The sequence below is a fragment of the Hymenobacter convexus genome, assembly GCF_030580955.1.
Taxonomy (GTDB): Bacteria; Bacteroidota; Bacteroidia; order Cytophagales; family Hymenobacteraceae; genus Hymenobacter.
The window spans coordinates 1-22,854 of the sequence record NZ_JAUQON010000015.1; the positions used below are offsets into that span (position 1 = coordinate 1).

Consider the following 22,854-nt stretch of genomic DNA (forward strand, 5'->3'; position numbering starts at 1 on the left):
ACTTGCATGTATTAGGCCTGCCGCTAGCGTTCATCCTGAGCCAAGATCAAACTCTCCATTGTAAAATGTTCTACACCCATCCGAAGATGGGCTGATGTCGAGTGCGAATCCGACTCGTATTGACGAGTTCTATGTATTCGTGTTACGCTTGTAATTGCTGCTGCTCTCATTGCTGAAAGCAGCCCTTACTATTTGTCTTTTCCAAACATTCAAAGAACGTGTATCACTTCCATTTGAGGTGATAGTGTGGCTGTTAGCAGCCGGTGTTTCTTTCTTTTCGTTTCCCCTTCTTGCGATTGGGAGTGCAAAGGTAAGAAGAAGTTTTGAACTGGCAAGCGAGCGGCGAAATTTTTATCTTTTCTTCGTTTCGCTTTTCAATTCGTTTTCGCCTCCTGTTGAAGCGGGGTGCAAAGGTAAGGCGCTTCTTTCGGCTTTCACAAGCGCTGTCGAAATTTAATTTTCGCGGGCTTTTATGAAGCGGCACGGGTGGCAATACAAGTACGCCGAGCGTGAAGTTCCTGACCTGTCAATTTCTTCTGCGAAGCGGTTGCTAAGGCAGAACCCGATGCCCTGTTGGCGATTGGGAGTGCAAAAGTAGGAGGAATTTTTGAGGTGGCAAGGGGTGGCGAGCAACTTTCGCTGGAAGCAACCGTAGCGCAGACGGTTTTAATGCAGCGGACTGTTTGGAATCAGAGACTTATAGAATAGCGGGTTTTTTAGAAATTTTAGCGAATTGGCTCGGGGGTGAAGAATTCGGTGAGGTTGAGGCGGTGTGGGCGGGGCATAATGCCGGAGCTTTTGTGTGAGTGGAATGTATCACCCGTGTTTAAAAGTACCGGCTCAACTGGCTGCGAGGGTGTTATGGTGAATAAATGTGTGGTAAGCAGTTTTCAGTTTCACTAACGTGAAGTGGTTTATGAATAACGGGTAGAACAAGGATGCATACTTCTATCTCTCATGACCGCAAAAAAGAACGGGGCAGTGCTCGACAGACGGCGTAAATACGCTGAGGCGTTCAAAACCGAAGCGCTACGTCTGGCTGGCGCGAGCCGCAGCGCGACAGCAGAGCTTTGACCCGAGGCTTCTCTACCGCTGGCAGCAGGCGCGCTCGTGGCCAAGATTAGGAAGCGAGGAAGTGACTCGCGACCCAGAGGTACGCGCCCTGTGCGCCCACCTGAAGAGGGAAGCGGGTGAAGCAGGAGTTGAATATTTCGAAAAAGCCCTGGCCATCTTCGGGCAGCCAGCTTAGTGAGCACCGCCGCTACTTTTTCCAGTGCGCCGCCCAAGTCAGGTGCTCATGTGCCAACTCTATAAAAAAGTGCTGCGCGTGGCGCAGGTCGCATATTCCGCTTGGCAGCGCGACCAGCAGCCGCCGAAAGAGGTGTCGTACTGGCCAATCGCCGTACGCATGGTTTTTGCGTATCACAACCAGCGCGATGGCACGCGTCGGCTGCGGCACGCCGCTGGCGCATCTGCCACGTGCTCAAAGCGCATGACCTTCGGCCCTATAGCCCTGCTCAATTGGGCCGCGCACCACTGAATCGGACCTGGGCGTGCGCGCCGCCCTCGGCCGCTTGGTCGGCCCCAACGGCTCGCTACCACCTCGAAATTCACCTCCATCATATAGCGTCCTCTGTCCGGCTTGGTCAGATTACCTTAAAAGCACACAGCCGACGTATCGACCGTAACCTATAGAGGTAGAGCTTGATTACTGAATCAATGCCAAGGGTATACTTTAATTCTGGCCGGACCCGATTGTTGCCCTTTTCCGGCCTATCTCTATAATAAATATGGCTGCTGGCTGCTGTAATAAACCAGCTTCCAGCAAGTTCGTCGAACACTTGCGCACACTCCACCCTCTTGCCACTTTATATTATTAGGGCTGACAACACCAAAAGAACCGGGCCATCAAGCTCGCAGGCGGTTGTGTGAGCCCCTTGGCATTAGCGACTTTTCACTTACAGGCCCTCATCTCGTGCCTAGCAACTCGTGGTCGGCTGCCAGCATCGGCCAATATCCAAGCTCAAAATCAGGTGTGTTGTTGGTATGAGCTTGTGCCTGCAATACATTTTGCGAACCCAGCCTTCTCCCGTTCTGTTCATCTGTCGCTACCCAGGCGCACCCGCGCTACCTTTGCCCCCGATGCGTCTGTTTGCCCTGCTGCTTTCCTTGTACCTCACCTGCCTCTCGTGCATGCCCTGTGCCGATGAGGCTGAGGTATGCGTAGCGCAGGCCCAAGCCAGCATCAGCGCCACCCCACACTCCGACTGCGGCCAGAACGGCGTGGACGACTCGTGTTCCCCGCTCTGCCAGTGCCATTGCTGCGCGGGCGCCGTGCTGGCTCCCAGCAAGCCGGTCCAGCTGGCCATAGCTGCTCCTGAGCAGTGGGTTTCCGGCCTGTACCATGCCCGGCTGCTGGTAGCCGCGCCCACCCGTTCCACGGCAGACGTGTGGCAGCCCCCCAGGGCCTAATCCTTCCCCCTTTTTCCTGCTGACCCCGCCGGGCAGCCGGGCGCCGCGTGCGTTCCGGCCGCCCTCATCGTGCGTTTCGCACGGGCCGGGTCATGTCGCCGCCGCTTCCGCTCAAGGGCCGAAGCCGCCGCACTGCAGGGTTTCACGGAAGCGTTAGACCTAACCCCCAACCAGCGGATGTTCGACCGGCTGATTCATTTTTCCATTCACAACAAGCTCATTATCGGGCTACTCACCCTGGCCCTCGTCGCGTGGGGCAGCTACTCGCTGAGCCGCCTGCCCATCGACGCACTGCCCGACATCACCAGCAACCAGGTGGTAGTGTACACCGTGGCCCCCTCCCTAGCCGCCCAGGAGATTGAGCGCATCGTTTCCTTTCCCGTGGAGCAGGCCATGGCCACCATTCCCGGCCGGGTCGAAGTCCGCTCGTTTTCGCGCTTCGGCCTCTCGGTGGTCACGGTCGTGTTCGAGGACAAAACCGACATTTACTGGGCGCGCACCCAGGTATCGGAGCGGCTGCGGGAAGCCGAAAGCCAGATTCCCGCCGGTACCGGCCGCCCCGAACTGGCGCCCCTGAGCACCGGCTTGGGCGAGATTTACCAGTACCTGGTGCGCGCCAAGCCGGGCTACGAGAAGAAGTACAACGCCACCGAGCTGCGCACCATCCAGGACTGGATTGTGCGCCGCCAGTTGCTGGGTACGCCCGGCGTGGCCGACGTCAGCTCCTTTGGCGGTTTGCTCAAGCAGTACGAAGTGGCCCTCGACCCCGAGCGCCTGCGTTCGCTGGGCGTCACGGTGAATGAGGTATTCCAGGCCGTGGCCGCCAACAACCAGAACGCCGGCGGGGCTTACCTCGACCAGAATCCCACGGCCGCTTTCATCCGCACCGAGGGCTTGGCCACCTCGCCCGCCGACATCGGCAACATCGTCGTGCGCAGCACCAGCACCGGCCTGCCCGTGCTGGTGCGCGACGTGGCCGATGTGCGCTACGGCTCGGCTGTGCGCTACGGGGCCATGACGCGCAACAGTGAGGGCGAGGTGACGGGCGGCCTCGTGCTCATGCTCAAAGGCGCCAACGCTTCGGAAGTCATCAAAGACGTGAAAACGCGCATGGCCACCATCCGCAAAACGCTGCCGGAGGGCGTCACCATTGAGCCCTTCCTCGACCGCTCCAACCTCGTGGACCGCGCCGTCCACACCGTCACCAAAAACCTGCTTGAAGGGGCCTTGATTGTAATTTTCGTACTGGTGCTGTTCCTCGGCAACTGGCGGGCCGGGCTGGTGGTGGCCTCGGTTATTCCGCTGGCCATGCTCTTCGCCGTGAGCATGATGCGGCTGTTTGGGGTATCGGGCAACCTGATGAGCCTCGGTGCCATCGACTTCGGCCTCATTGTCGACGGGGCCGTCATCATCGTCGAGGCCATCGTGCACCGGCTGCACGGCGGCCACGCGCCCGGTCACGCCACCGGCGGCCAGCTCACGGCGGAGGAGATGAACGACGAAACCTACACGGCCGCCAGCAACATCCGCTCATCGGCCGCTTTCGGCGAAATCATCATCCTGATTGTGTACCTGCCGCTGCTGGCCCTGGCCGGCATCGAGGGCAAGATGTTTCGGCCAATGGCTGAGACAGTGGCCTTTGCCATTCTCGGGGCCTTTATCTTGTCGCTCACCTACGTGCCCATGATGTCGGCGCTGGCGTTGAGCCGCTCCACCGAAAGCCAAAAGACCTTCTCTGACCGGATGATGGCCTTTTACACCCGCCTCTATCACCCACTGCTCAAGGGAGCCCTGCGCCACCAGGCGGCGGTGCTGCTCACGGCCGTTGGTCTGCTGGTGGGCGGCTTCTTCCTGTTCCGCGCGCTCGGCGGCGAGTTCATCCCGACCCTGAGCGAAGGCGACTTCGCGGTGGAGATGCGCGTGCTCACCGGCTCCTCGCTCAGCTATACCATCGAGCAGGCGCAGGTGGCCGGCCGCATCCTCAAAAAGCAGTTTCCGGAAGTGAAGGAGGTGGTGGCCAAAATCGGCTCCAGCGAGATTCCCACCGACCCCATGCCCGTGGAAGCCGCCGACCTGATGATAATTCTCAAGGACCAGCAGGACTGGACTTCGGCGCCCGACCGCGAAGAATTGGCCGACAAGATGGCCCAGGCCCTCAGCGTCATGCCCGGCGTCACCTTCGGCTTTCAGCAACCTATTCAGATGCGCTTTAATGAGCTGATTTCGGGGGCCAAGCAGGATGTGGTGCTTAAAATCTACGGCGAGGACCTGCAGCAGCTGGCCGACTACGCCCAACAGGCCGGCCGCCTAGCCCGGCAGGTGAAGGGAGCCGAGGACGTGTACATCGAGCAAGTCACCGGCCTCCCTCAAATCGTGGTGCAGCTCGACCGCAACCGCCTGGCCCAGTTCGGCCTCAACGTGGCCGACGTGAACTGCACCGTGCAAACCGCCTTCGCCGGCGAAACCGCCGGCCAGGTGTTCGAGCAGGAACGCCGCTTCGACCTGGTGCTGCGCCTGCGCTCCGACCTGCGCAAGGACATCAATAGCGTGAGCCGGCTGTTCATTGCTGCCCCCAACGGCCGCCAGGTGCCTCTGGAGCAAGTCGCCAACGTGGAGCTGCGCGAGGGACCCAACCAGATTCAGCGCGATGACGCCAAGCGCCGCATCACGGTGGCCCTCAACGTGCGGGGCCGCGACGTGGAGACGGTGGTCGAGGAGCTGCAAAGCAAAATCGACCGCCAGCTCAGGTTTGCGCCGGGCTACTACACCACCTACGGCGGCCAGTTCGAGAACCTGCGCCAAGCCACTGAGCGGCTGAGCATCGCTGTGCCCGTGGCCCTGGTGCTCATTTTCGTGCTGCTGTTTTTCACCTTCAGTTCCTTCAAGCAGTCGGTCCTGATTTTTACGGCCATTCCGCTCTCGGCCATCGGTGGCATCGGGGCCCTGTGGCTGCGGGGCATGCCGTTCAGCATCTCGGCCGGCGTGGGCTTTATTGCTCTCTTTGGGGTCGCCGTGCTCAACGGCATCGTCCTCATCGGCTACTTCAACCAGCTCAAAGCCGAAGGCATTACTGACCTGACGGAGCGCATCATGCGCGGCACCGAGGTGCGCCTGCGCCCGGTGCTGATGACGGCTACCGTGGCTTCGCTGGGCTTCCTGCCGATGGCCTTGGCTCAATCGGCCGGGGCCGAAGTGCAGCGCCCGCTGGCCACCGTCGTTATCGGCGGGCTCATTTCGGCCACGCTGCTTACGCTGCTAGTGCTGCCTGTGCTGTATGCATTGAGTGAGCGAAAAAAGGACGCGCAGCCCGACCCCGAGCCGCAGCCGGCCACCGCCAAAAGGCTGCCCGTCGCTTCGCTACTGGTGTTGCTGCTATTGCCGCTTTTCAGCCAGGCCCAAAGCCCACTCACCGCCCCGCAAGCCGTCACCCAGGCCCTGCAAACCAACGGCACAGTGCTGGCCGGCCAGCGCGCCCTCGAAGCCCAGCAGGTCATCCGGCGCACGGCATACGACTACGGCCGTACCACCGTGCAGGCCAGCTACGGCCAATACAATTCGCAGAACCGCGACAACCAGTTCACCATCACCCAGGGTCTGGCCTTGCCCGGCGTGTACCGCAGTGCGGCTGGCCTGGCCGATGCCCGCATCGCCGGCCAGCAGGCCCAGTTGGCGCAGGTGCAGGCCGAGCTCCGCCGGCAGGTGCGCCTGAGCTACGAGCAGGCCGTACACGCCCGCCACCGCCTGCGGGTGCTGCACGGCCAGGACAGCGTGTACACCGAGTTTTTGCGCTCAGCTAACCTGCGCTTCAAAACCGGCGAAGCCGCGCGCCTCGAACCCGCCACGGCGCTGGTGCAGCAGGGCGAAATCCGCACCCAGCTGCTGGCCGCCTGCACCGATTTCCGGGTGGCCCAGCGCCAGCTGCAGGCCCTGCTGCAAGTGCCCACCGCCGTAGCTGTGGCCGACAGCCTCCTGCGTCCGCTTTCCCTGATGGGGGCCGCCGCACTGGCCGACACCACTGCGCTCGCCCTGGCCGATACATTGCTGAAAATCAGCAACCCCCAGACCCAGGTACTGGCCCAGCAGGTGGCCGAGCGCCGCGCCGAAACCCGCGTGGCCCGGGCCGCCGGCCTGCCCGAGTTCACGGTGGGCTACTTCAACCAAAGCATCATCGGTTATCAGCGCCTCGACGCGGCGGGTACCGAACGCTACTTCGGCCCCGGCGCCCGCTTCCAGGGCGTGCAGGCCGGTGTAGCTGTGCCTTTGTTGCGCGGCCCGCAGAAGGCCCGGGTGCAAGCCGCCCGCCTGCAGGAGCAGGTAGCCCAGGCCAGCTACGCCCGTTACCGGGCCGAGCTGGCCGGCCAGCTTGACGAGCTGCTGGCCCGCCGTGCCGAGCAGCAAGAGCGCCTGCGCTACTTCGAAACCACCGCCTTGCCCCAGGCCGTGGTCATCACCCGCTTGTCCACCATTGCTTACAAGGCTGGCGAAACCGGCTATTCCGAGTACCTGCTTAACCTGGAGCGGGCCCGCCGCCTGCGCCTCGACTACCTCGACGCCCTGCTCCAACACAACCAGACCGTCATCGAGCTGGAATACCTTTTAGGCAGCCAATAGGCCGCCCCAACCCCATTATCTCAAGCATGCGACACCTACCCATTTGTTTCTTGCTGCTGGCTCTAATGGCCGGCTGCGGTAAGAAAGAAACCGACGAAACCACCGACGCCCCGGCCACAGAAAGCAAGGGCGCCCCGGCCGCCGAAACCGCCGCGCCCGACCGCGTCACCCTCACCGCCGCCGAGCAACAAATTGGCGGCGTGCGCCTCGGCGCCCTTACCCAGCGCCCGATGAGCGGCGGCCTCAAAGTCAACGGCGTGCTCGACGTACCGCCCGAAAACCTCGTGTCGATGAGTGCCCCGCTCGGTGGCTTCGTCGACCGGACCGATTTGCTGCAAGGCTCGCGGGTGCGCGCTGGCCAGCTGCTGGCCGTCATCCGCAACCCCGATTTCGTACAGCTCCAGCAGGACTACCTCGAAACCCGCAGCCAGCTGAAACTGGCCAAAGCCGAGTACGAGCGCCAGGCCGAGCTCTACCGCCAGGAAGTGGCCCCGCAGAAAAACTACCAGCGCGCCCAGGCCGAATACGAAGCCCTGCAAGTAAAAACCAACGCCCAGGCCGCCCGCCTGCGCCTGGCCGGCCTGCCCCTCGGCGGCCTCATCGTGAGCACGGCCAACGTACGCGCCCCCCGAGGCGGCTTCGTGAAGGCCGTGAACGTGAGCATCGGCCAGAGCGTGACGCCCACCGACGTGCTATTCGAAATCGTGAATCCCGAGCACCTGCACGTCGAGCTTACTGTGTTCGAGCGCGACATCCCGCAGGTGAAGGAGGGCCAGCTCGTGCGCTTCTCCCTCGGCAACGACTCCCTCAGCCGCGAGCGCACCGCCCACGTCTACCTCATCAGCAAAACCATCAGCCCCGAGCGCACGGTCCGAATCCACGCCCATCAGGACCGCGAGGATGAGCAGCTCTTGCCCGGCACGTTCGTGCGGGCCGTCATCGAAACCAACCGCGTTACCGTGCCCACCCTGCCCGAAAAGGCCGTGGTGCAGTACGGCGCTCAGGCCTACGTTTTCGTGGCCGCCGACTCAGCCGCGAAAGCCAGCACCGCCACCTACCGCATGGTGCCCGTGACGCGGGGCGTGAGCGAGGATGGCTACACCGAAGTGCACCTGCCCGCCGCCGAACAGAGCAAGCCGTTGCGCTTTGTCACCGAAGGCGCGTATGCCCTGCTGGGCAAGCTCAAAAATGCCGAAGAGGAAGAATAATTAACCCACCCCATGCCTGACCCTTCATCCGATAACCTCAACGAGGAGCTGAACACCGCCAAGCAGGTGCAGCCCGAAAACGTGGGCGCCCTCACCCGCACCCAGCTCACCCCCGAAGCCGCCACTGCTCCAGAGGGACACGACGTGCCCGGCCACGACCACGACGAATCCGATGAGCACGCCGGCCACGACCACGGGGACCATGACGACCACGACCATGGCCCCGCCGACGCCAACCCCTACCTGGCCCCCGGCATCAGCCTGGTGCTCATGCTGGCTGGCATCGCCCTCGACTACTACAAGGTCGGCTTCTTCACCGGCTACGTGCGGCCCATCTGGTACGGGGTGGCTTACCTGCTGGTGGGCTGGAAGGTGCTGCGCTCGGCTATTCAGAGCATTCCCAGCGGCAACATCTTCAACGAGTTTCTGCTCATGGGCATCGCCACCATCGGCGCGTTTGCCCTCGGCGAGTACGCCGAGGGCGTGGCCGTGATGCTGTTCTACACCTTGGGCGAGCTGTTCCAGGACGCGGCCGTGAACCGGGCCAAGCGCAGCATTAAGGCCCTGCTCGAAATCCAGGCCACCGAGGTGGGCGTGCTCCGCGGCGGCCAGCGCCTCGTGCTCGACCCCAAAGAAGTGGTGGTGGGCGACGTCATTGAAGTGAAGCCCGGCGAAAAAGTGGCCCTCGACGGCACCCTGCAGTCGGAGCGCGGCACCTTCAACACGGCCGCCCTCACCGGCGAATCCGTGCCCCAGACCAAGCAGAAAGGCGAAACCGTACTGGCCGGCATGATTAACCAGGACACGCTGAGCCAGATTGCCGTCACGGCCGCGTTCCAGGACACCAAGCTGAGCAAGATTCTGGCGATGGTGCAGGACGCGGTGGGCCGCAAGGCCAAGACCCAGCAGTTCATCACCAAGTTTGCCCGCATCTACACGCCCATCGTGGTGGGGATGGCGGTGCTGCTCACGCTACTGCCGTACTTCTTCGTCGACGATTATGTGTTCCGCGACTGGCTCTACCGGGCTTTGGTGTTCCTCGTGATTTCCTGCCCCTGCGCGCTGGTTATCAGCATTCCGCTTGGCTACTTTGGGGGCATTGGGGCGGCCTCCAAGGCGGGTGTGCTCTTCAAGGGCTCCAACTTCCTCGACGTCATGCGCGAGATTGACACCGTGGTAATGGACAAAACCGGCACCCTCACCAAGGGCGTGTTCGCCGTGCAGCAGGTCGTCACGGCCCCCGGCCAGACCGAAGCCCGGTTCACGGCCCTGGCTGCGGCCCTCGAAGCCAAGTCCACCCACCCCATCGCCCAAGCGCTGGTGCAACATGTCAAGCCCACCGGCCCGGCCCTCTCCGTGGAGAACGTCGAAGAAATAGCCGGCCACGGCCTGCGCGGCCGCGTGGATGGCCAGGACGTGCTGGCCGGCAACACCAAGCTGCTGCAGAAATTCAACGTCGCCTACCCCGCCGAAATCGACCAGCTGGTCGACAGCATCGTGGTGGTGGCCGTGGCGGGCCAGTACGCCGGCTACCTCACCGTGGCCGACGAAATCAAGGAAGACGCCGCCCAAGCCGTGCGGGAACTCAAAGCCCAGGGTATCAACACCATCGTCATGCTATCCGGCGACAAAGACGCCATTGTGCAGCGCGTGGCCCAGACGCTCGGCATTACCGAAGCGCACGGCGGCCTGCTGCCCGAAGACAAAGCCGCCCACGTCGAGCGCCTGAAAGCCGCCGGCCACCGCCTGGCCTTCGTCGGCGACGGGGTAAACGACGCTCCCGTGGTGGCGCTGGCCGATGTGGGCATCGCCATGGGCGGCCTTGGTTCCGATGCCACCATCGAAACGGCCGACGTCGTCATCCAAACCGACCACCCCAGCAAGATTGCCACCGCCCGCCGCATCGCCGTGGCCACCCACGGCGTGGTGTGGCAGAACATCTGGCTGGCCTTCGCCGTGAAAGCCGTGGTGCTGGCTCTCGGCGCCGGTGGCCTGGCCACCATGTGGGAGGCTGTGTTTGCCGATGTGGGCGTGGCCCTGCTCGCCATCCTCAACGCCGTGCGCATCCAGCGCATGGACTTCACTACCAAGCCATGAGACACCGTTCCGTATTCGCCGTACTCCTCTTTGGGATAAGTCTGCCTTTCATCGGCTGCAACCCCCGGCACGATACCGACGCCCACGAGCAGGAAGCCTACGCCACCCAACCAAAGCCGGCTCCCGTTGCCACTCCGCTCAGCTTGCGCGACACCCTGCAACTGCTGGCCCAGCAGCTCGACACCGTGCACCGCGACGGCTGTTGGGACGAGGACTTTGCTCGTCTTATGACCGTGCACCACGCCGGCGCCCAGCGCCTGGCCGCCGTGGAGATTTCAAGGGGCAAAGATTCTACCTTGCGTGAGTTGGCCCAGCACGTGCTCAAAGGCCACGCCCGCGACAACCACGTCCTTACCCTGGCCCTCACCAAGCAGCCGCCCAAGGGCCAGGAATACCGCCCTGGCAATACCAAGGACCCGTTCGTTCGGCGCATTACGGCCGCCCTGGCCCCGCTACGCCAGCCGCCGCCCACACCCGGCCCGCTCGATGCCGACTTCGCGACTCTCATGCAGGTGCACCATCAAACCGGCGTGGCGCTGGCCCAGGTCGAGCTGGCCTTCGGCAAAGACGCCGAGCTGAGAGATGCCGCCCGCCGCATTGTCGGCGACGAGCAGGCCGAAATCAAGCAGTACCAGCGCTGGCTGAAGACCAATACCACCAAATAGCGCCATGCTGTTGACCATTCCCACCGCCGTCACCCCGCCCTGGACCTCCATGCTCGGCTTTTCGCTGCTGCCGGCCGTGGTCATGATTGCCGGCGCGGCCCTGGCTGTCTGGCGTGCGCCCGGCCCCCAGCTGCGCAGCGCCATCCTGCACTTCGCGGCCGGTGTCATTTTCTCAGTGGTCGCCGTCGAACTGTTGCCCGACATCGTGCAGCACCACGCCCCCTACGAAGTGACCCTGGGCTTCGGCCTCGGCGTGGCCACCATGCTCGGCCTGCGTTATTTCACGCAGCGCCTCGAAAAAAAGGAAACCGCCGGTAAAGAATCCGACTCACCGGCCACCGGCTCTGCCCCCACCGTGGCCAGCGCCGCGCTGCCGTGGGGCCTGCTCGTCGCCATTGGCATCGACATTTTCATCGACGGGCTATTGCTCGGCATCGGCTTTGCCGCCGGCGCTAAGGAAGGCACCTTGCTGGCCATCGCCCTCACCATCGAGCTGCTCTCGCTCGGCCTGGCCACTGCCGTGGAGCTGCGCCAGGACGGCCACGGCAAGGGCCGGACCGTGGCCATTGTGGCCGGCACTTCGCTCATGTTGCTCGTCGGCGTCGGCATCGGCACCACCGTGCTGCGCGGGGCCACCGGCAACCTGCTCGAAATCGTGCTTTCCTTTGGCCTGGCCGCCCTGCTCTTCCTCGTCACCGAGGAGCTGCTCACCGAAGCTCACGAGGAAGCCGAAACGCCTTTGCTGACGCTGGCCTTTTTCGTGGGTTTTCTCTTGTTTCTCCTGCTGGGCATGATTGCCTAGCTAACCACTTTACCCTTCCCCATGCCCACCGCCAAAATCGACCTGACCCTGGAGCCCACCGGCCGCCGCATTGCCTTCTCCAAAGAGACTGCCCATGCCCTGCTGCTGGCCGGCGGGCTGCTGCTGAGCAACTGCCGCAGCAACGCCGAGGGGCAGGCGGACGCCGGCGCCGTGCATGCCACCTGGCTGTTTCAGCTGAACTATGACCGCCTGCGGGGTGCGCCCTCCGACGAGCTGGCCCAGCGCCTGCAGGCCGGCCGCCGGCCGTAGCGCGCACCGCCCATACCCCATGCTTTACTTCATCACCAACTTCATTTCCATATGCTTGTCATCACCGGAGCCAACGGCCAGTTAGGGGCCGCCATCATCGAAAACCTGCTGCGTAGCCGGCCCGCCCAGGAGCTGGTCGCCAGCGTGCGCGACCCCAGCCAGGCGGCGGCGCTGGCCGCACGGGGCGTGCAGGTGCGGGCGGGCGATTTTGCCCAGCCCGGCACCTTACGCACGGCCTTTGCCGGGGCCGACCAGGTCCTGATTGTCTCGGCCAACAAGCTCGGGGAAGAGGCCCGGCGGCTGCACCAGGCCGCCATCGAAGCCGCCCACGCCGCCGGCGCCAGCCGCATTCTTTACACCAGCCACATGGGCGCACGGCCCGATTCGTTCTTTGAGCCAGGTCTCAACCACGCCGCCAGCGAAGCCATGCTGGCCGCGCAAAGCGTGCCCTACACCTCGCTGCGCCACGGTTTCTACGCCGAAAGCGCGCTGCACATGGTGGGCCGCGGCCTGCAAGCCGGCCTGCTGCGCACCCCCGAAGACGGCCCCGTCAGCTGGACTACCCGGGCCGACCTGGCCGAAGCCGACGCCCGCCTCCTCACCGAGCCCGGCCGCTTCAATGGCCTCACCCCGCCGCTCACCGCCGCCGAAGCCGTGACCATGGCCGACCTGGCGGCCCTGGCCTCGGAGGTGACGGGCCGCGAGGTCCGCCACGAAACCGTCACGGACGACGCGTGGGTGCAAGCCCAGGTGGCGCACGGCGTGCCCGAGCCGGTGGCGAAACTGCTGCTCGGCTCGTTTCGGGCGTCGCGGCGCGGCGACTTCGCGGCCGTGGACCCCACCTTGGAAACGCTGCTGGGCCGGCGGCCACAGTCCATGCGCGAGGTGCTGGCCCGCGCGCTGCAGTCTCCCTCGCAGGCCTGAGCCAGCCCGTGCGCCGGCCCATGCAGAAATGTTAACCCTGGCTTTTACCCCAAACAAAACGAGCGGACCATGTGGCCCGCTCGTTTTGTTTTTGTCCTAGCCTAAGCTCTACTGTTGCAACTGGTGAAGCTCAAGCACCACCAGTTGTTTGAATTTTATAATTATTGCTTTGATTCCTGATTTTATGAGGGTTCTGTCTAGGGGACCTTTGTAGAGTGAATGGCACCGCGCTAAAGGCAGTGCCTGAACTCTATCCCGGTTACCCCCGCCACCATGAAAACCAGAAAATTAGGCACCAGCGGCCTTGAAGTATCCGCCCTCGGCATGGGCTGCATGGGCCTGAGCTTTGGCCTCGGCCAAGCCGCCGACATTCAGCACGGCATCGCCGTCATCCGCGCCGCCGCCGAGCGCGGCATCACCTTCTTCGACACGGCCCAAGCCTACGGCCCCTACACCAACGAGGAGCTGGTGGGCCAGGCCCTGGCCCCGTTCCGCGACCAGGTCATCATCGCCACCAAGTTTGGTTTTGCGCTCGATGCCAGCGGCGCCATCACCGGCACCGACAGCCGCCCGGAAAATATCCGCGCCGTGGCCGAGGCCTCGCTCAAGCGCCTGCGCACCGACCACCTCGATTTGTTCTACCAGCACCGCGTCGACCCCAACGTCCCCATCGAAGACGTGGCTGGGACGCTCCAGGACCTGATTCGGGAAGGCAAGGTGCGGCACTACGGCCTGTCCGAAGCCGGCGCCGACACCATCCGCCGGGCCCACGCCGTGCACCCGGTGGCCGCCGTGCAAAACCAGTACTCCATCTGGACCCGCGAGCCCGAGGCCGAGGTGCTGCCGCTGTGTGAAGAATTGGGCATCGGGTTCGTGCCGTGGGGCCCGCTCGGCACCGGCTTCCTCACCGGCACCATCGATACCAGCTCGACCTTTGACGCCGGCACCGACCTGCGCGCCAACTTCCCCCGCTTCTCGCAGGAAAACATCAAGGCCAACATGCCCGTGGTGGACATGCTGCGCGCCATGGCCCAGCAGAAAAACGCCACGCCCGTGCAGATTGCCCTGGCCTGGCTGCTGGCCCAGGGCCCATCCATCGTGCCCATTCCCGGCATGGACAAAGTCGAGTACCTCGACGACAACCTCAAATCGGTGACGCTGGAGCTGACCGCCGCGGACTTGCAGGAGATTGACCGTCAGCTGTCGGGCATTCAGGTACAGGGCGAGCGCCTCGACGCCGGCTTGCTGAGCATGTCCGAATAAGGACAGGCCAACTCCGCCGTCACGGCTGCAGTACAACCCAATCCACTACGTATGCTACTTTCACCATGGACGCCCTCACCCAAACCGCCACGGCAACGGAAATTCTGAACCTCTCCCAGGAGAAATTCCACTGGAAAACCGCGGGGGAAATTGACGCGATAGAAGACCTGTTCGACGACGAACTCGTCTTCATCCACCTCAACGGCCATTTCTCTTCCAAGCAGGAGTGGATTCAGGAGCTCCGCACCGGGCGGTTTGTCTACAACGCCATCGACCTATTGCAAGCCTCGGTCAAAGTGTATGGGAACACCGCCGTGCTGGTGGGCAAAGCCCGGTTCCGCGTGACCATGAACGGGTCGAAAGGGGCCTGGACCCTGGTCTACACCGAGGTCTACACTAGGAAGAACAACCACTGGAAGCTGGTGAACCTGCACACCACGGCCGCTTAACACACTCCGCAAACATCCATAACCACACTAGCATGAAAACCAGACAATTGGGTACCAGTGGCCTCGAAGTATCCGCCCTGGGCCTGGGCTGCATGGGCATGAGCCACGGCTTCGGCCCGGCCGCCGACACCCGGGAAATGGTCAAGTTGATTCGCACCGCCGTGGAGCGCGGCGTCACTTTCTTCGACACGGCCGAGGTGTACGGCCCCTTCACCAACGAACGGCTGGTGGGCGAGGCCCTGGAGCCTCTTCGCGACCAAGTGGTCATCGCCACCAAGTTCGGCTTTAACACCACGGTGCCCGGCACAGGCGGCGGGCTCAACAGCCGCCCGGAGAACATCCGCGCCGTGGCCGAGGCCTCGCTCAAGCGCCTGCGCACCGACCGCATTGACCTGTTCTACCAGCACCGCGTCGACCCCAGCGTGCCGATTGAGGATGTGGCCGGCACCGTGAAAGACCTCATTGCCGAGGGCAAGGTGAAGCATTTCGGCCTGAGCGAAGCCGGCGTGCAAATCATCCGCCGGGCGCACGCGGTGCAGCCGGTCACGGCCCTGCAGAGCGAGTATTCGCTGTTCTGGCGCGAGCCGGAAGCCGAAATTCTGCCCGTGCTCGAAGAGTTGGGCATTGGCTTCGTGCCGTTCAGCCCGCTCGGCCGCGGCTTTTTGACGGGCAAGATTGACGAGCATACGGAGTTCGACAAGACGGACTTCCGCAACACGTTGCCGCGCTTCAACCCCGAAAACCGCAAGGCCAACCAGGCGCTGGTGGACCTGCTCGGCCGCATTGCCCACGCCAAGCAGGCCACGCCCGCCCAGGTTGCGCTGGCCTGGCTCCTGGCCCAGAAGCCCTGGATTGCCCCGATTCCGGGCACCACCAAGCTGCCCCGCCTCGAAGAAAACCTCGGGGCCGTCGACCTGGAGCTTACCGCCGCCGACCTGCGCCACATCGAGGAAGCCGCCGCCCATATCACGATTCAGGGCGAGCGCTACTCCCCGGCCGCGCAGCAGATGATAAACCGCTAGGGCCAGTTTGGGCTCCGGTGGGCCCGTCCCCCTTTGCTACCCGAGTCCCCGCCTGTTCCAGTCTTATGAAAAACGTCCTTATCCTCGGTGCCAGCGGCACCATTGCCACGCAGGTCATCGCCCTACTGGCCAACGAGGCCGAAATCAACCTGACTCTATTCGTGCGCAACGCCCGCCGCCTGCGCAACGCCCCGGCCGCGGCCCGAGTGGTGGAAGGCGACGTGCAGAACTACGACCAGCTCAAAGCCGCTGTCGCGGGCCAGGACCTTGTCTACGCCAACCTTTCGGGCGACCTGGAGCGCATGGCCCAAAATATCGTGAAGGCCATGAATGAAACCGGCGTCCGGCAGGTCATCTTCATCAGCTCCATCGGCATCTACGACCAGCCCCTGAAGCCCGTGCTCAAGCCCTACCGCGGGGCCGCCGACGTGCTGGAAACGTCCACACTCGACTACACCATCCTGCGCCCGGCCTGGTTCACTTCCGACAACGAGGTGGACTTCGAAACCACCCAAAAAGGCGAGCCCGAGCGCGGCTCGGTCATCTCCCAGAAAAGCCTGGCCACGTTCATCACCCGGATTATCGCGTCGCCCGAGCAATACGCTCGGAAAAGCCTGGGTATCAACAAGCCCTGCTAGCAACGCAGATGAGTCTAACTATCTGAACGTCATGCACAGCATCTCTACCGCAGTAGTGCTTATTTACTTCCCCGGTAGAGATGCTTCGGCTGCGCTCAGCACGACGTTCTATTTCCTGCCTCCCCTTGGCCTACTCCGCGATGCAAAGCCTGCTGTTCGAATTCGTCTTTCTGGTCTTGTTCATCCTGGGGCTGGTGATGCTGGCGCAGAAGCTGCGGCTGGCCTATCCCATCGTCTTGGTGCTGGGGGGCCTGGCGCTCAGCTTCACCGGCGCTTTCACCAACCTCGAAATAAATCCGGAGGTCGTGTTCCTGATTTTCCTGCCGCCGCTGCTCTACGAAGCGGCCTGGCAGGTGTCGTGGAAGGAGTTCTGGAAGTGGCGGCGGGTGATTGCCAGCTTTGCCTTTCCCATCGTCATCCTCACCGCCTGCGTGGTGGCGCTCGTGTCGCACGCCCTGATTCCGGGGTTCACGCTGGCGTTGGGCTTTTTGCTGGGCGGCATCGTCTCGCCGCCCGATGCCATCTCGGCCACCGCCATCATGCGGCAGGTGAAAGTGCCGAAGGTGCTGCTCAGCGTCATTGAAGGCGAAAGCCTGCTCAACGATGCTTCCTCGCTCATGGTGTTTCGGTTTGCGCTGGCGGCCGTGCTCACCGGGCATTTTGCCTTCGGCGAGGCGGTGGGCAGCTTTTTTCTGGTCATCGGGCTGGGCACGCTCATTGGCGTAGGCGTTGGCGGGGTGTTTTACGCCATTCACCGCTGGCTGCCAACAACCCCGAGCATCGACACGGTCCTGTCCTTGGTCACGCCCTACTGCATGTACTACGCGGCCGAGCACTTCCAGTATTCCGGCGTGCTGGCCGTGGTCAGCGGCGGGCTGTTGCTCTCCAGCCAGCGCAACACCATGCTCACCTACCGCAGCCGTATTGAAGGCGTGAACGTGTGGACGGTGCTGAGCTTTGTCTTCAACGGGTTCATTTTTCTGCTCATCGGGCTGCAGCTGCCCACCATTACCCGGCAGCTGGGCGCTACCAGCCTGGGCACGGCCATTGGGTACGGCCTGCTTGTCTCGCTGGCCCTCGTGGTGGCCCGGCTGCTGTGCGCGCTGGGCGCGTCGCTCTTCACGCGGGTAGCCAGCCACTTCATCACCGTGGCCGACGCCAACCCGGGCTGGAAGCTGCCGCTCGTCACGGGCTGGGCCGGCATGCGCGGGGTGGTGTCGCTGGCCTCGGCGCTGGCCATTCCGCTGCTCACCCCGGCGGGGCAGCCCTTTCCGTTCCGCAACCTGATTCTGTTCATCACCTTCGTGGTCATCCTCGTCACGCTGGTGCTGCAGGGCCTGACGCTGCCTTGGCTGATTCGCCAGCTGCAGCTGGAAGACAAGTTCACCACCATCCCCGAAGAGCGCCAGGAACTGCTGATTCAGAAAAAGCTGGCCCAGCAAGCCCTGCGCTACCTAGACGAGCAGCACCCCGCGGACGGCCCGCCCAACGACTTCCTCCACAACCTGCGGGCGCGGCTGCAGCTGGACCGCCAGTTTCTTACCCGGTCCCTCGACGGAGCGGGGGAGGTTCCGAATGACACGCTCCAGCAGTACCAGCGGTTCTACCTGAACGCGTTGGAACAGCAACGCACCCTGCTGCAGCAGATGAACCAGCGGGAGGAGTTCGACGAGGAAATCATCCGAAAATACCTGGCCATTCTGGACCTGGAAGAATATAAGCTGCGCGAAAAACAGCTCCAGCCCGCCGGCGCGGCGTAGCCCACCAGCAGGTCCGGTGCTGGCCACCTTTTTCACCCCCGCCGCGTTGTGCCTCCCGCACGCCGTTCGATTTTATCTCCCCGCCCCATGCGCACCGAAGTAGTGGCCACGGCCGCCGAAATCAACACCATCGACCTCAAGCTGAAAGGCTTCAAGGCGTACCCCGTTGACACGTCCGTTAACCCGGTGCCCACCTACGCGCGACGCGACTTCTACAAGGTGGCCCTGCTCACCGGCCACAGCATCCTGCACTACGCCGACAAGAGCATCGAGTTGAGTGGCACCTGCCTGTTCTTCGCCAACCCGCACATTCCGTACTCCACGGAACTGCTATCGGCCTCGCAAACGGGGTACGCCTGCCTCTTCACCGAGGAGTTCATTAAAGCCACCGACCGTTCCGAGAGTCTGCAGCACTCGCCCCTGTTTCAAATCGGCAGCACGCCCGTCTTCCGGCTCAGCGACGAACAGGCCGTTTACATCGCCGGCATTTTCGACAAGATTCTAACCGAACAGAGCGCCGACTATCACTTCAAAAACGACCTGATTCACACCTACATCCAGCTGCTCATCCACGAAGCCCTGCGCATGCAGCCCACCGGGACGTTTTTCCAGCACAAAAACGCGTCTTCCCGCATTACCTCGTTGTTTCTGGAGTTGCTCGAACGTCTGTTTCCCATCGAAAGCCCCCAGCAGGCCCTGCCCCTCAAATCCGCCCAGGACTTCGCCGACCGCCTCGCCATCCACGTCAACCACCTCAACCGCTCCGTGAAGGAGGTAACCGGCAAGCCCACCACCAGCCACATTGCCGACCGCATCATCGGCGAAGCCAAGGCCCTGCTGCACCATACGAATTGGGACGTGGCCGAAATTGGACAAAGCCTCGGCTTTGAGTATTCCTCTTACTTTAATAATTTCTTCAAAAAGCACACCGGTAGCACCCCATTGTCCTTCCGCAAAGCGGTTTAGCCTGCGTATTCCAATCCAGCGCTACACCAACACGAGCCGACCTTCTGGCCTGCTCGTGTTGGCTCTATCCCACGCCTCAAAGCGCGGCCAGGCTTTACCCCCGGCCAATCGCAGCCCCATCCACCCCCTTCTTCAGCCACGCAAACTTGCTCAATAGCACCCCTAACTATACCACCCACCGAGCGGCAGAAACGCCACATCCGGCGCCCGGCTCGGGAGATATTTATACTCTAATTCTCCGCTACTTGTACGTCGCCACCGGTCCAGGCACACTCCGTCTGTGGTGTGGTAACTCATTTCACAACGCTGCAGGCAGCCTTACCTCATAGCTAGCGCTATTGCCAGCCGGGGCTTTCAACCCTGAAGTGCATCTTAAGCACACTTATGTAACACCCCAAAAAAACAGCTACTCCGCAAATAAGCTAAGTGGCTGTTTCTGAATGAGCGAGAAACGAGGTTCGAACTCGCGACCCTCAGCTTGGGAAGCTAAGGCCATTATCTAATTGCGCCCTACTATCATTACTCAACATGCTTGTAAACCAATCTGTTTTGGCACATTGGCTTATTGTCGTTTATTGACAATACCCCCTTTTCTATTATGTTTGTATAACCCGCCGTATAACCCGGGTTATACAGAATGAGCACCAAGACCACCGACCACAAAGAGGGCAAGGCCACGGTGAAGATAGTGTACTACACTAGCAAAACGCTGGCTGATGGGTCGCACCCGCTGGTGGTACGGGTGACCAAGAACCGCAAACAGGTATACCGGTATACGGGCCTCTCGCTGCTGCCCAAGTACTGGAATGCGGAGAAAAGCAACTATCGCGAGGCTGTTCGCAAAAGCTACCCGGAGCCACAGCGTGAGGAGTTAATCAAAGGGCTGATTAGCTGGGAGGCCAAATACACTGAGGCCGCTGATACCTTAGCCCGTGCTGATGAGCAGCACGATGCCGAGGCCGTGTTTTCCAAAGGCATCGAGGAACGCAAAGCCGCGCGCCGGGTGCAGTTGCTGGCCTACATCGAAGAGCTAGCCGCCGGCATGGCTGCCGTGGGGAAAATTGGTAATGCAGGTGTTTACCGTGATTTGGGCAATCAACTGGCGAAATTCCTGCAGTCCGAATACGGCGCCGCTGATGTGCCTTTTGAACGTGTAAACGGCAACTTCTGCACCGAGTGGGAGGCAACGTTGCGCGCCACGGGCGCCCAGGAAATCACCCTTTCGCTGCGGTTCCGAACCCTGCGGGCCGTCCTGAACAAGGCCATTGCCGCGGGCGTGGCCAAAGCCGAGCACTATCCATTCGCGCGCACCGTCGCCGAGAAGCACAAGTTCAGCGTTGGGAAATTCGATGTAAGCACTACCAAGCGGGCTTTACCACGCGCGGCAGTGCGTCGGCTCGAAGCCCTGGAGCCTGCTACCGACCGGCTGCGGCTCGCCAAGGAGGTATTTCTGTTCTCTTTCTATGGGGGCGGCATCAACTTCGTCGACTTGGCCCAGCTGCGCTGGAGCGACTTGACTTTTGATGAAAGTGGTAGCCCCGACCGCCTGCAGTACGTGCGGCAGAAAACCGGCGGCAAATTCTCTTTGCAGTTGATGGGGCCGGCCGTTGCACTCCTGGCTACCTACGCGCCACTAACCCGAGCGACACCCGGGAACTACATATTTCCTATTCTCAACCCCGCGCGGCATCGCACTCTCACCCAGATTAAAAACCGTCTGCACAAGGTGCTGGGCCAGGTGAATAAGGATTTGAAAATACTGGCCGAACAAGCTGGTATTACTACTCCCCTCACGACTTACGTGGCCCGGCACTCGTTTGCCACGGCGCTGAAGCTGGCCGGCGAGAACACCGCCGTCATCAGCCAGGCCATGGGACACAAGTCGGAAGCCGTGACGGCCGTGTACCTGGATTCGTTCGGGTCGGAATTGGTTGACGATGCTTTTAAACGGCTCCTATAGGTGCCTTCTTCCTTCTGCTACCCAACCGAATACATCACCGTGAATCAGCCGCTTAACTATTATCGCACCGTTGCCGACTATGACGGCGTTGTCCAAGCAGTTAAGCAGGAACTGACCGGCCTGACCACCGACAACTATATCAAGTGGTACTACAGAAGTTGCGTGGACTTCTACTTCAAGAAGTCAGTTTGGCTATCTGTCGGGGGGCGCTTCAACAAGTACTCTCATGACCGCACCGAGCTTTTCCTGCGAATCCGCTCGCTACCAAGCCGACTCTATGTGATGCGGAAAATGCGTAATCCTAAAGAATCACTGCCGCTGTTTTTCGCCCACAGGGCCCAGGCGTTGAGCAAGCAGTTCGAACGTGGGTACGCGCGGGCTCTCGACAAGAATCTGTACTTAGCTCAGCGTCTTAAAGATTTGGCCGAAGAATTACGCACCGTAGCGGTTGAATTTCGTGCGGGCCGGGCCGGTGACACGTGGCTTTCGCGCCTTGAATTTGAGTTCAACCCAGAGAAGCGACACAATGATAGCCCGAGTCAGGCTGGGGAAAATGTGGCTAGAATCGAGCACTTTCGGCGGGTACTGGTTCAATTTGAGGAGGCAACAAGTGAAAAAGCTAGTGAGGGGCCATATGGTATAGCCCACGAGCCTGATACAGATACTCTATCAGCTGCTAATTATAAGCCAGATGAGTTACAAAAGGGCGCTGAGCTTACTCTGCGACAAGTAGCCCTGCTACATTATTACAAAGGGGTCACGTGGGAGACTACTACAGCAGCAGGGGAGGCAGCTCGAGTTGCTGGATATAATTCCCCCACCAGCGGCCGGCAGTTAAAAACCGACCTCAATTATGTTCAGCGCACGTCAAACCGCACCGGTGTTGAGGGAAAAGCGATAATTCCTATGTGTCGCGATATATCGGCAGTGATTCCCCATCTCCCAGAAGACAAACGCCAACAAGCAGAAGATGAGCTACAACAACTAGAGCTTAAAAAATAGACACCGGTGTACACCAGTGTACACCACACAGACAATCAGTGCTTTGCTACCGTTAACTAAACGACGGAGCAAATGACCAATCCTTTCGAACACCTCAGCGGTCGTCTGGAGACGATAGAGGACTTACTGAACAGGCTGCTGCAACAGCGCAGCACAGCCGCCACGGCTCCCGAGGTAGGGGGCCTCGAACTAGCGCAAGAGGTAACGCGCCTCAGCAAGCCTCGCATATATGCCTTGGTATCCGCGCGGGCATTGCCTCACTCAAAACGTGGAAACCGGCTTTTCTTTAACCGTGCCGAGCTACTGGAATGGGTAGCGGCCGGAAATCGGGGCCAAAACAAAACAGTCGCCAGCGCATGAGCACTGACGACTGCAAGACTTTGAGCATGCTGGGAGAGCAGGCCAAAGTTAAGAAGGCTGGTGCAAGTAACCGCACGCAGTTCAGTGCTCTACGCAAATACCTTCGGGGGTTGCCCAGTCTGGAATTTTCGGAGAAAGGGCAGGCTAATATTTGCCAACGCTTCGGAGTTAGTGCCGAGGAATTAAGCACCGCCTTGGATGCCCTGCGTCCGGCCGCAGAAGGGAGCCGCCCATGCTGAGCGAAGCCCCCACCACTGGAAGCTATAAAGCCAGCCTTCTATTGGCTGCTGACCGCTTGGCGGAGGAGCCCGCTGACCCAGCGCCTGGCTGGCCAGAGCCAGCTGACCTGACCCCGCGCCTGCGTCCGGTCCCGGCTTTCGACGAA

At 61.8% G+C, this 22,854-nt stretch carries 18 protein-coding genes and 1 rRNA gene; 18 read left to right on the plus strand and 1 reads right to left on the minus strand.

The features are described 5' to 3' along the window. Nucleotides 1-62, minus strand: a 16S ribosomal RNA gene (locus Q4S41_RS22600); the annotation flags it as partial. A gap of 92 nt (nucleotides 63-154) precedes the next feature. On the opposite strand from Q4S41_RS22600, the gene Q4S41_RS22605 reads away from it, so the two are divergent. From Q4S41_RS22605 to Q4S41_RS24615, 18 genes are all read left to right on the plus strand, one after another. Beyond that, nucleotides 155-457, plus strand: a complete 303-nt coding sequence (locus tag Q4S41_RS22605) for a hypothetical protein (protein ID WP_305033413.1) — start codon at nucleotides 155-157, stop codon at nucleotides 455-457. Nucleotides 458-2,142: 1,685 nt separating this feature from the next. After that, nucleotides 2,143-2,472, plus strand: a complete 330-nt coding sequence (locus tag Q4S41_RS22610; RefSeq protein WP_305033414.1) for a DUF6660 family protein — start codon at nucleotides 2,143-2,145, stop codon at nucleotides 2,470-2,472. Between the two features lie 177 nt (nucleotides 2,473-2,649). Then, nucleotides 2,650-7,083 carry a CusA/CzcA family heavy metal efflux RND transporter gene (locus Q4S41_RS22615; protein ID WP_305033415.1) on the plus strand — a complete coding sequence of 1,478 codons (4,434 nt, stop codon included), beginning with the start codon at nucleotides 2,650-2,652 and terminating at the stop codon, nucleotides 7,081-7,083. Nucleotides 7,084-7,133: 50 nt separating this feature from the next. Next, a complete protein-coding gene (locus tag Q4S41_RS22620) occupies nucleotides 7,134-8,291 on the plus strand; it encodes an efflux RND transporter periplasmic adaptor subunit (protein WP_305033416.1) in 1,158 nt (385 codons plus the stop codon). 12 nt (nucleotides 8,292-8,303) lie between these two features. Then, nucleotides 8,304-10,388, plus strand: a complete 2,085-nt coding sequence (locus Q4S41_RS22625; protein WP_305033417.1) for a heavy metal translocating P-type ATPase — start codon at nucleotides 8,304-8,306, stop codon at nucleotides 10,386-10,388. Beyond that, on the plus strand, nucleotides 10,385-11,053 hold the full coding sequence (locus Q4S41_RS22630; RefSeq protein WP_305033418.1) for a DUF305 domain-containing protein: 669 nt from the start codon (nucleotides 10,385-10,387) through the stop codon (nucleotides 11,051-11,053). The genes Q4S41_RS22625 and Q4S41_RS22630 overlap by 4 nt, the downstream gene beginning before the upstream one ends. 4 nt (nucleotides 11,054-11,057) lie before the next feature. Then, a complete protein-coding gene (locus tag Q4S41_RS22635; RefSeq protein ID WP_305033419.1) occupies nucleotides 11,058-11,855 on the plus strand; it encodes a ZIP family metal transporter in 798 nt (265 codons plus the stop codon). 21 nt (nucleotides 11,856-11,876) lie between these two features. After that, complete coding sequence (locus Q4S41_RS22640) at nucleotides 11,877-12,125, plus strand: hypothetical protein (protein ID WP_305033420.1); 249 nt, start codon at nucleotides 11,877-11,879, stop codon at nucleotides 12,123-12,125. A 51-nt stretch (nucleotides 12,126-12,176) separates the two neighbouring features. Then, nucleotides 12,177-13,049: an NAD(P)H-binding protein gene (locus tag Q4S41_RS22645; RefSeq protein ID WP_305033421.1), complete on the plus strand. Its 873-nt coding sequence runs from the start codon at nucleotides 12,177-12,179 to the stop codon at nucleotides 13,047-13,049. A gap of 273 nt (nucleotides 13,050-13,322) precedes the next feature. Continuing rightward, on the plus strand, nucleotides 13,323-14,312 hold the full coding sequence (locus Q4S41_RS22650) for an aldo/keto reductase (RefSeq protein ID WP_305033422.1): 990 nt from the start codon (nucleotides 13,323-13,325) through the stop codon (nucleotides 14,310-14,312). Between the two features lie 65 nt (nucleotides 14,313-14,377). After that, nucleotides 14,378-14,761 carry a nuclear transport factor 2 family protein gene (locus Q4S41_RS22655; RefSeq protein ID WP_305033423.1) on the plus strand — a complete coding sequence of 128 codons (384 nt, stop codon included), beginning with the start codon at nucleotides 14,378-14,380 and terminating at the stop codon, nucleotides 14,759-14,761. Between the two features lie 32 nt (nucleotides 14,762-14,793). After that, nucleotides 14,794-15,783 carry an aldo/keto reductase gene (locus tag Q4S41_RS22660; RefSeq protein WP_305033424.1) on the plus strand — a complete coding sequence of 330 codons (990 nt, stop codon included), beginning with the start codon at nucleotides 14,794-14,796 and terminating at the stop codon, nucleotides 15,781-15,783. 65 nt (nucleotides 15,784-15,848) lie between these two features. Further along, nucleotides 15,849-16,421, plus strand: coding sequence for an NAD(P)H-binding protein (locus Q4S41_RS22665; protein WP_305033425.1), 573 nt, complete (start codon nucleotides 15,849-15,851; stop codon nucleotides 16,419-16,421). A gap of 125 nt (nucleotides 16,422-16,546) precedes the next feature. Then, complete coding sequence (locus tag Q4S41_RS22670; RefSeq protein WP_369811345.1) at nucleotides 16,547-18,181, plus strand: Na+/H+ antiporter; 1,635 nt, start codon at nucleotides 16,547-16,549, stop codon at nucleotides 18,179-18,181. Between the two features lie 87 nt (nucleotides 18,182-18,268). Then, nucleotides 18,269-19,147, plus strand: coding sequence for a helix-turn-helix domain-containing protein (locus Q4S41_RS22675; RefSeq protein ID WP_305033426.1), 879 nt, complete (start codon nucleotides 18,269-18,271; stop codon nucleotides 19,145-19,147). A gap of 637 nt (nucleotides 19,148-19,784) precedes the next feature. Continuing rightward, nucleotides 19,785-21,107 carry a site-specific integrase gene (locus tag Q4S41_RS22680; RefSeq protein ID WP_305033427.1) on the plus strand — a complete coding sequence of 441 codons (1,323 nt, stop codon included), beginning with the start codon at nucleotides 19,785-19,787 and terminating at the stop codon, nucleotides 21,105-21,107. After that, nucleotides 21,108-22,109 carry a hypothetical protein gene (locus tag Q4S41_RS22685; RefSeq protein WP_305033428.1) on the plus strand — a complete coding sequence of 334 codons (1,002 nt, stop codon included), beginning with the start codon at nucleotides 21,108-21,110 and terminating at the stop codon, nucleotides 22,107-22,109. It abuts the gene before it with no gap. Between the two features lie 72 nt (nucleotides 22,110-22,181). Then, nucleotides 22,182-22,469, plus strand: a complete 288-nt coding sequence (locus Q4S41_RS24615) for a helix-turn-helix domain-containing protein (RefSeq protein ID WP_369811346.1) — start codon at nucleotides 22,182-22,184, stop codon at nucleotides 22,467-22,469. The last annotated feature ends 385 nt before the right edge of the window (nucleotides 22,470-22,854 follow it).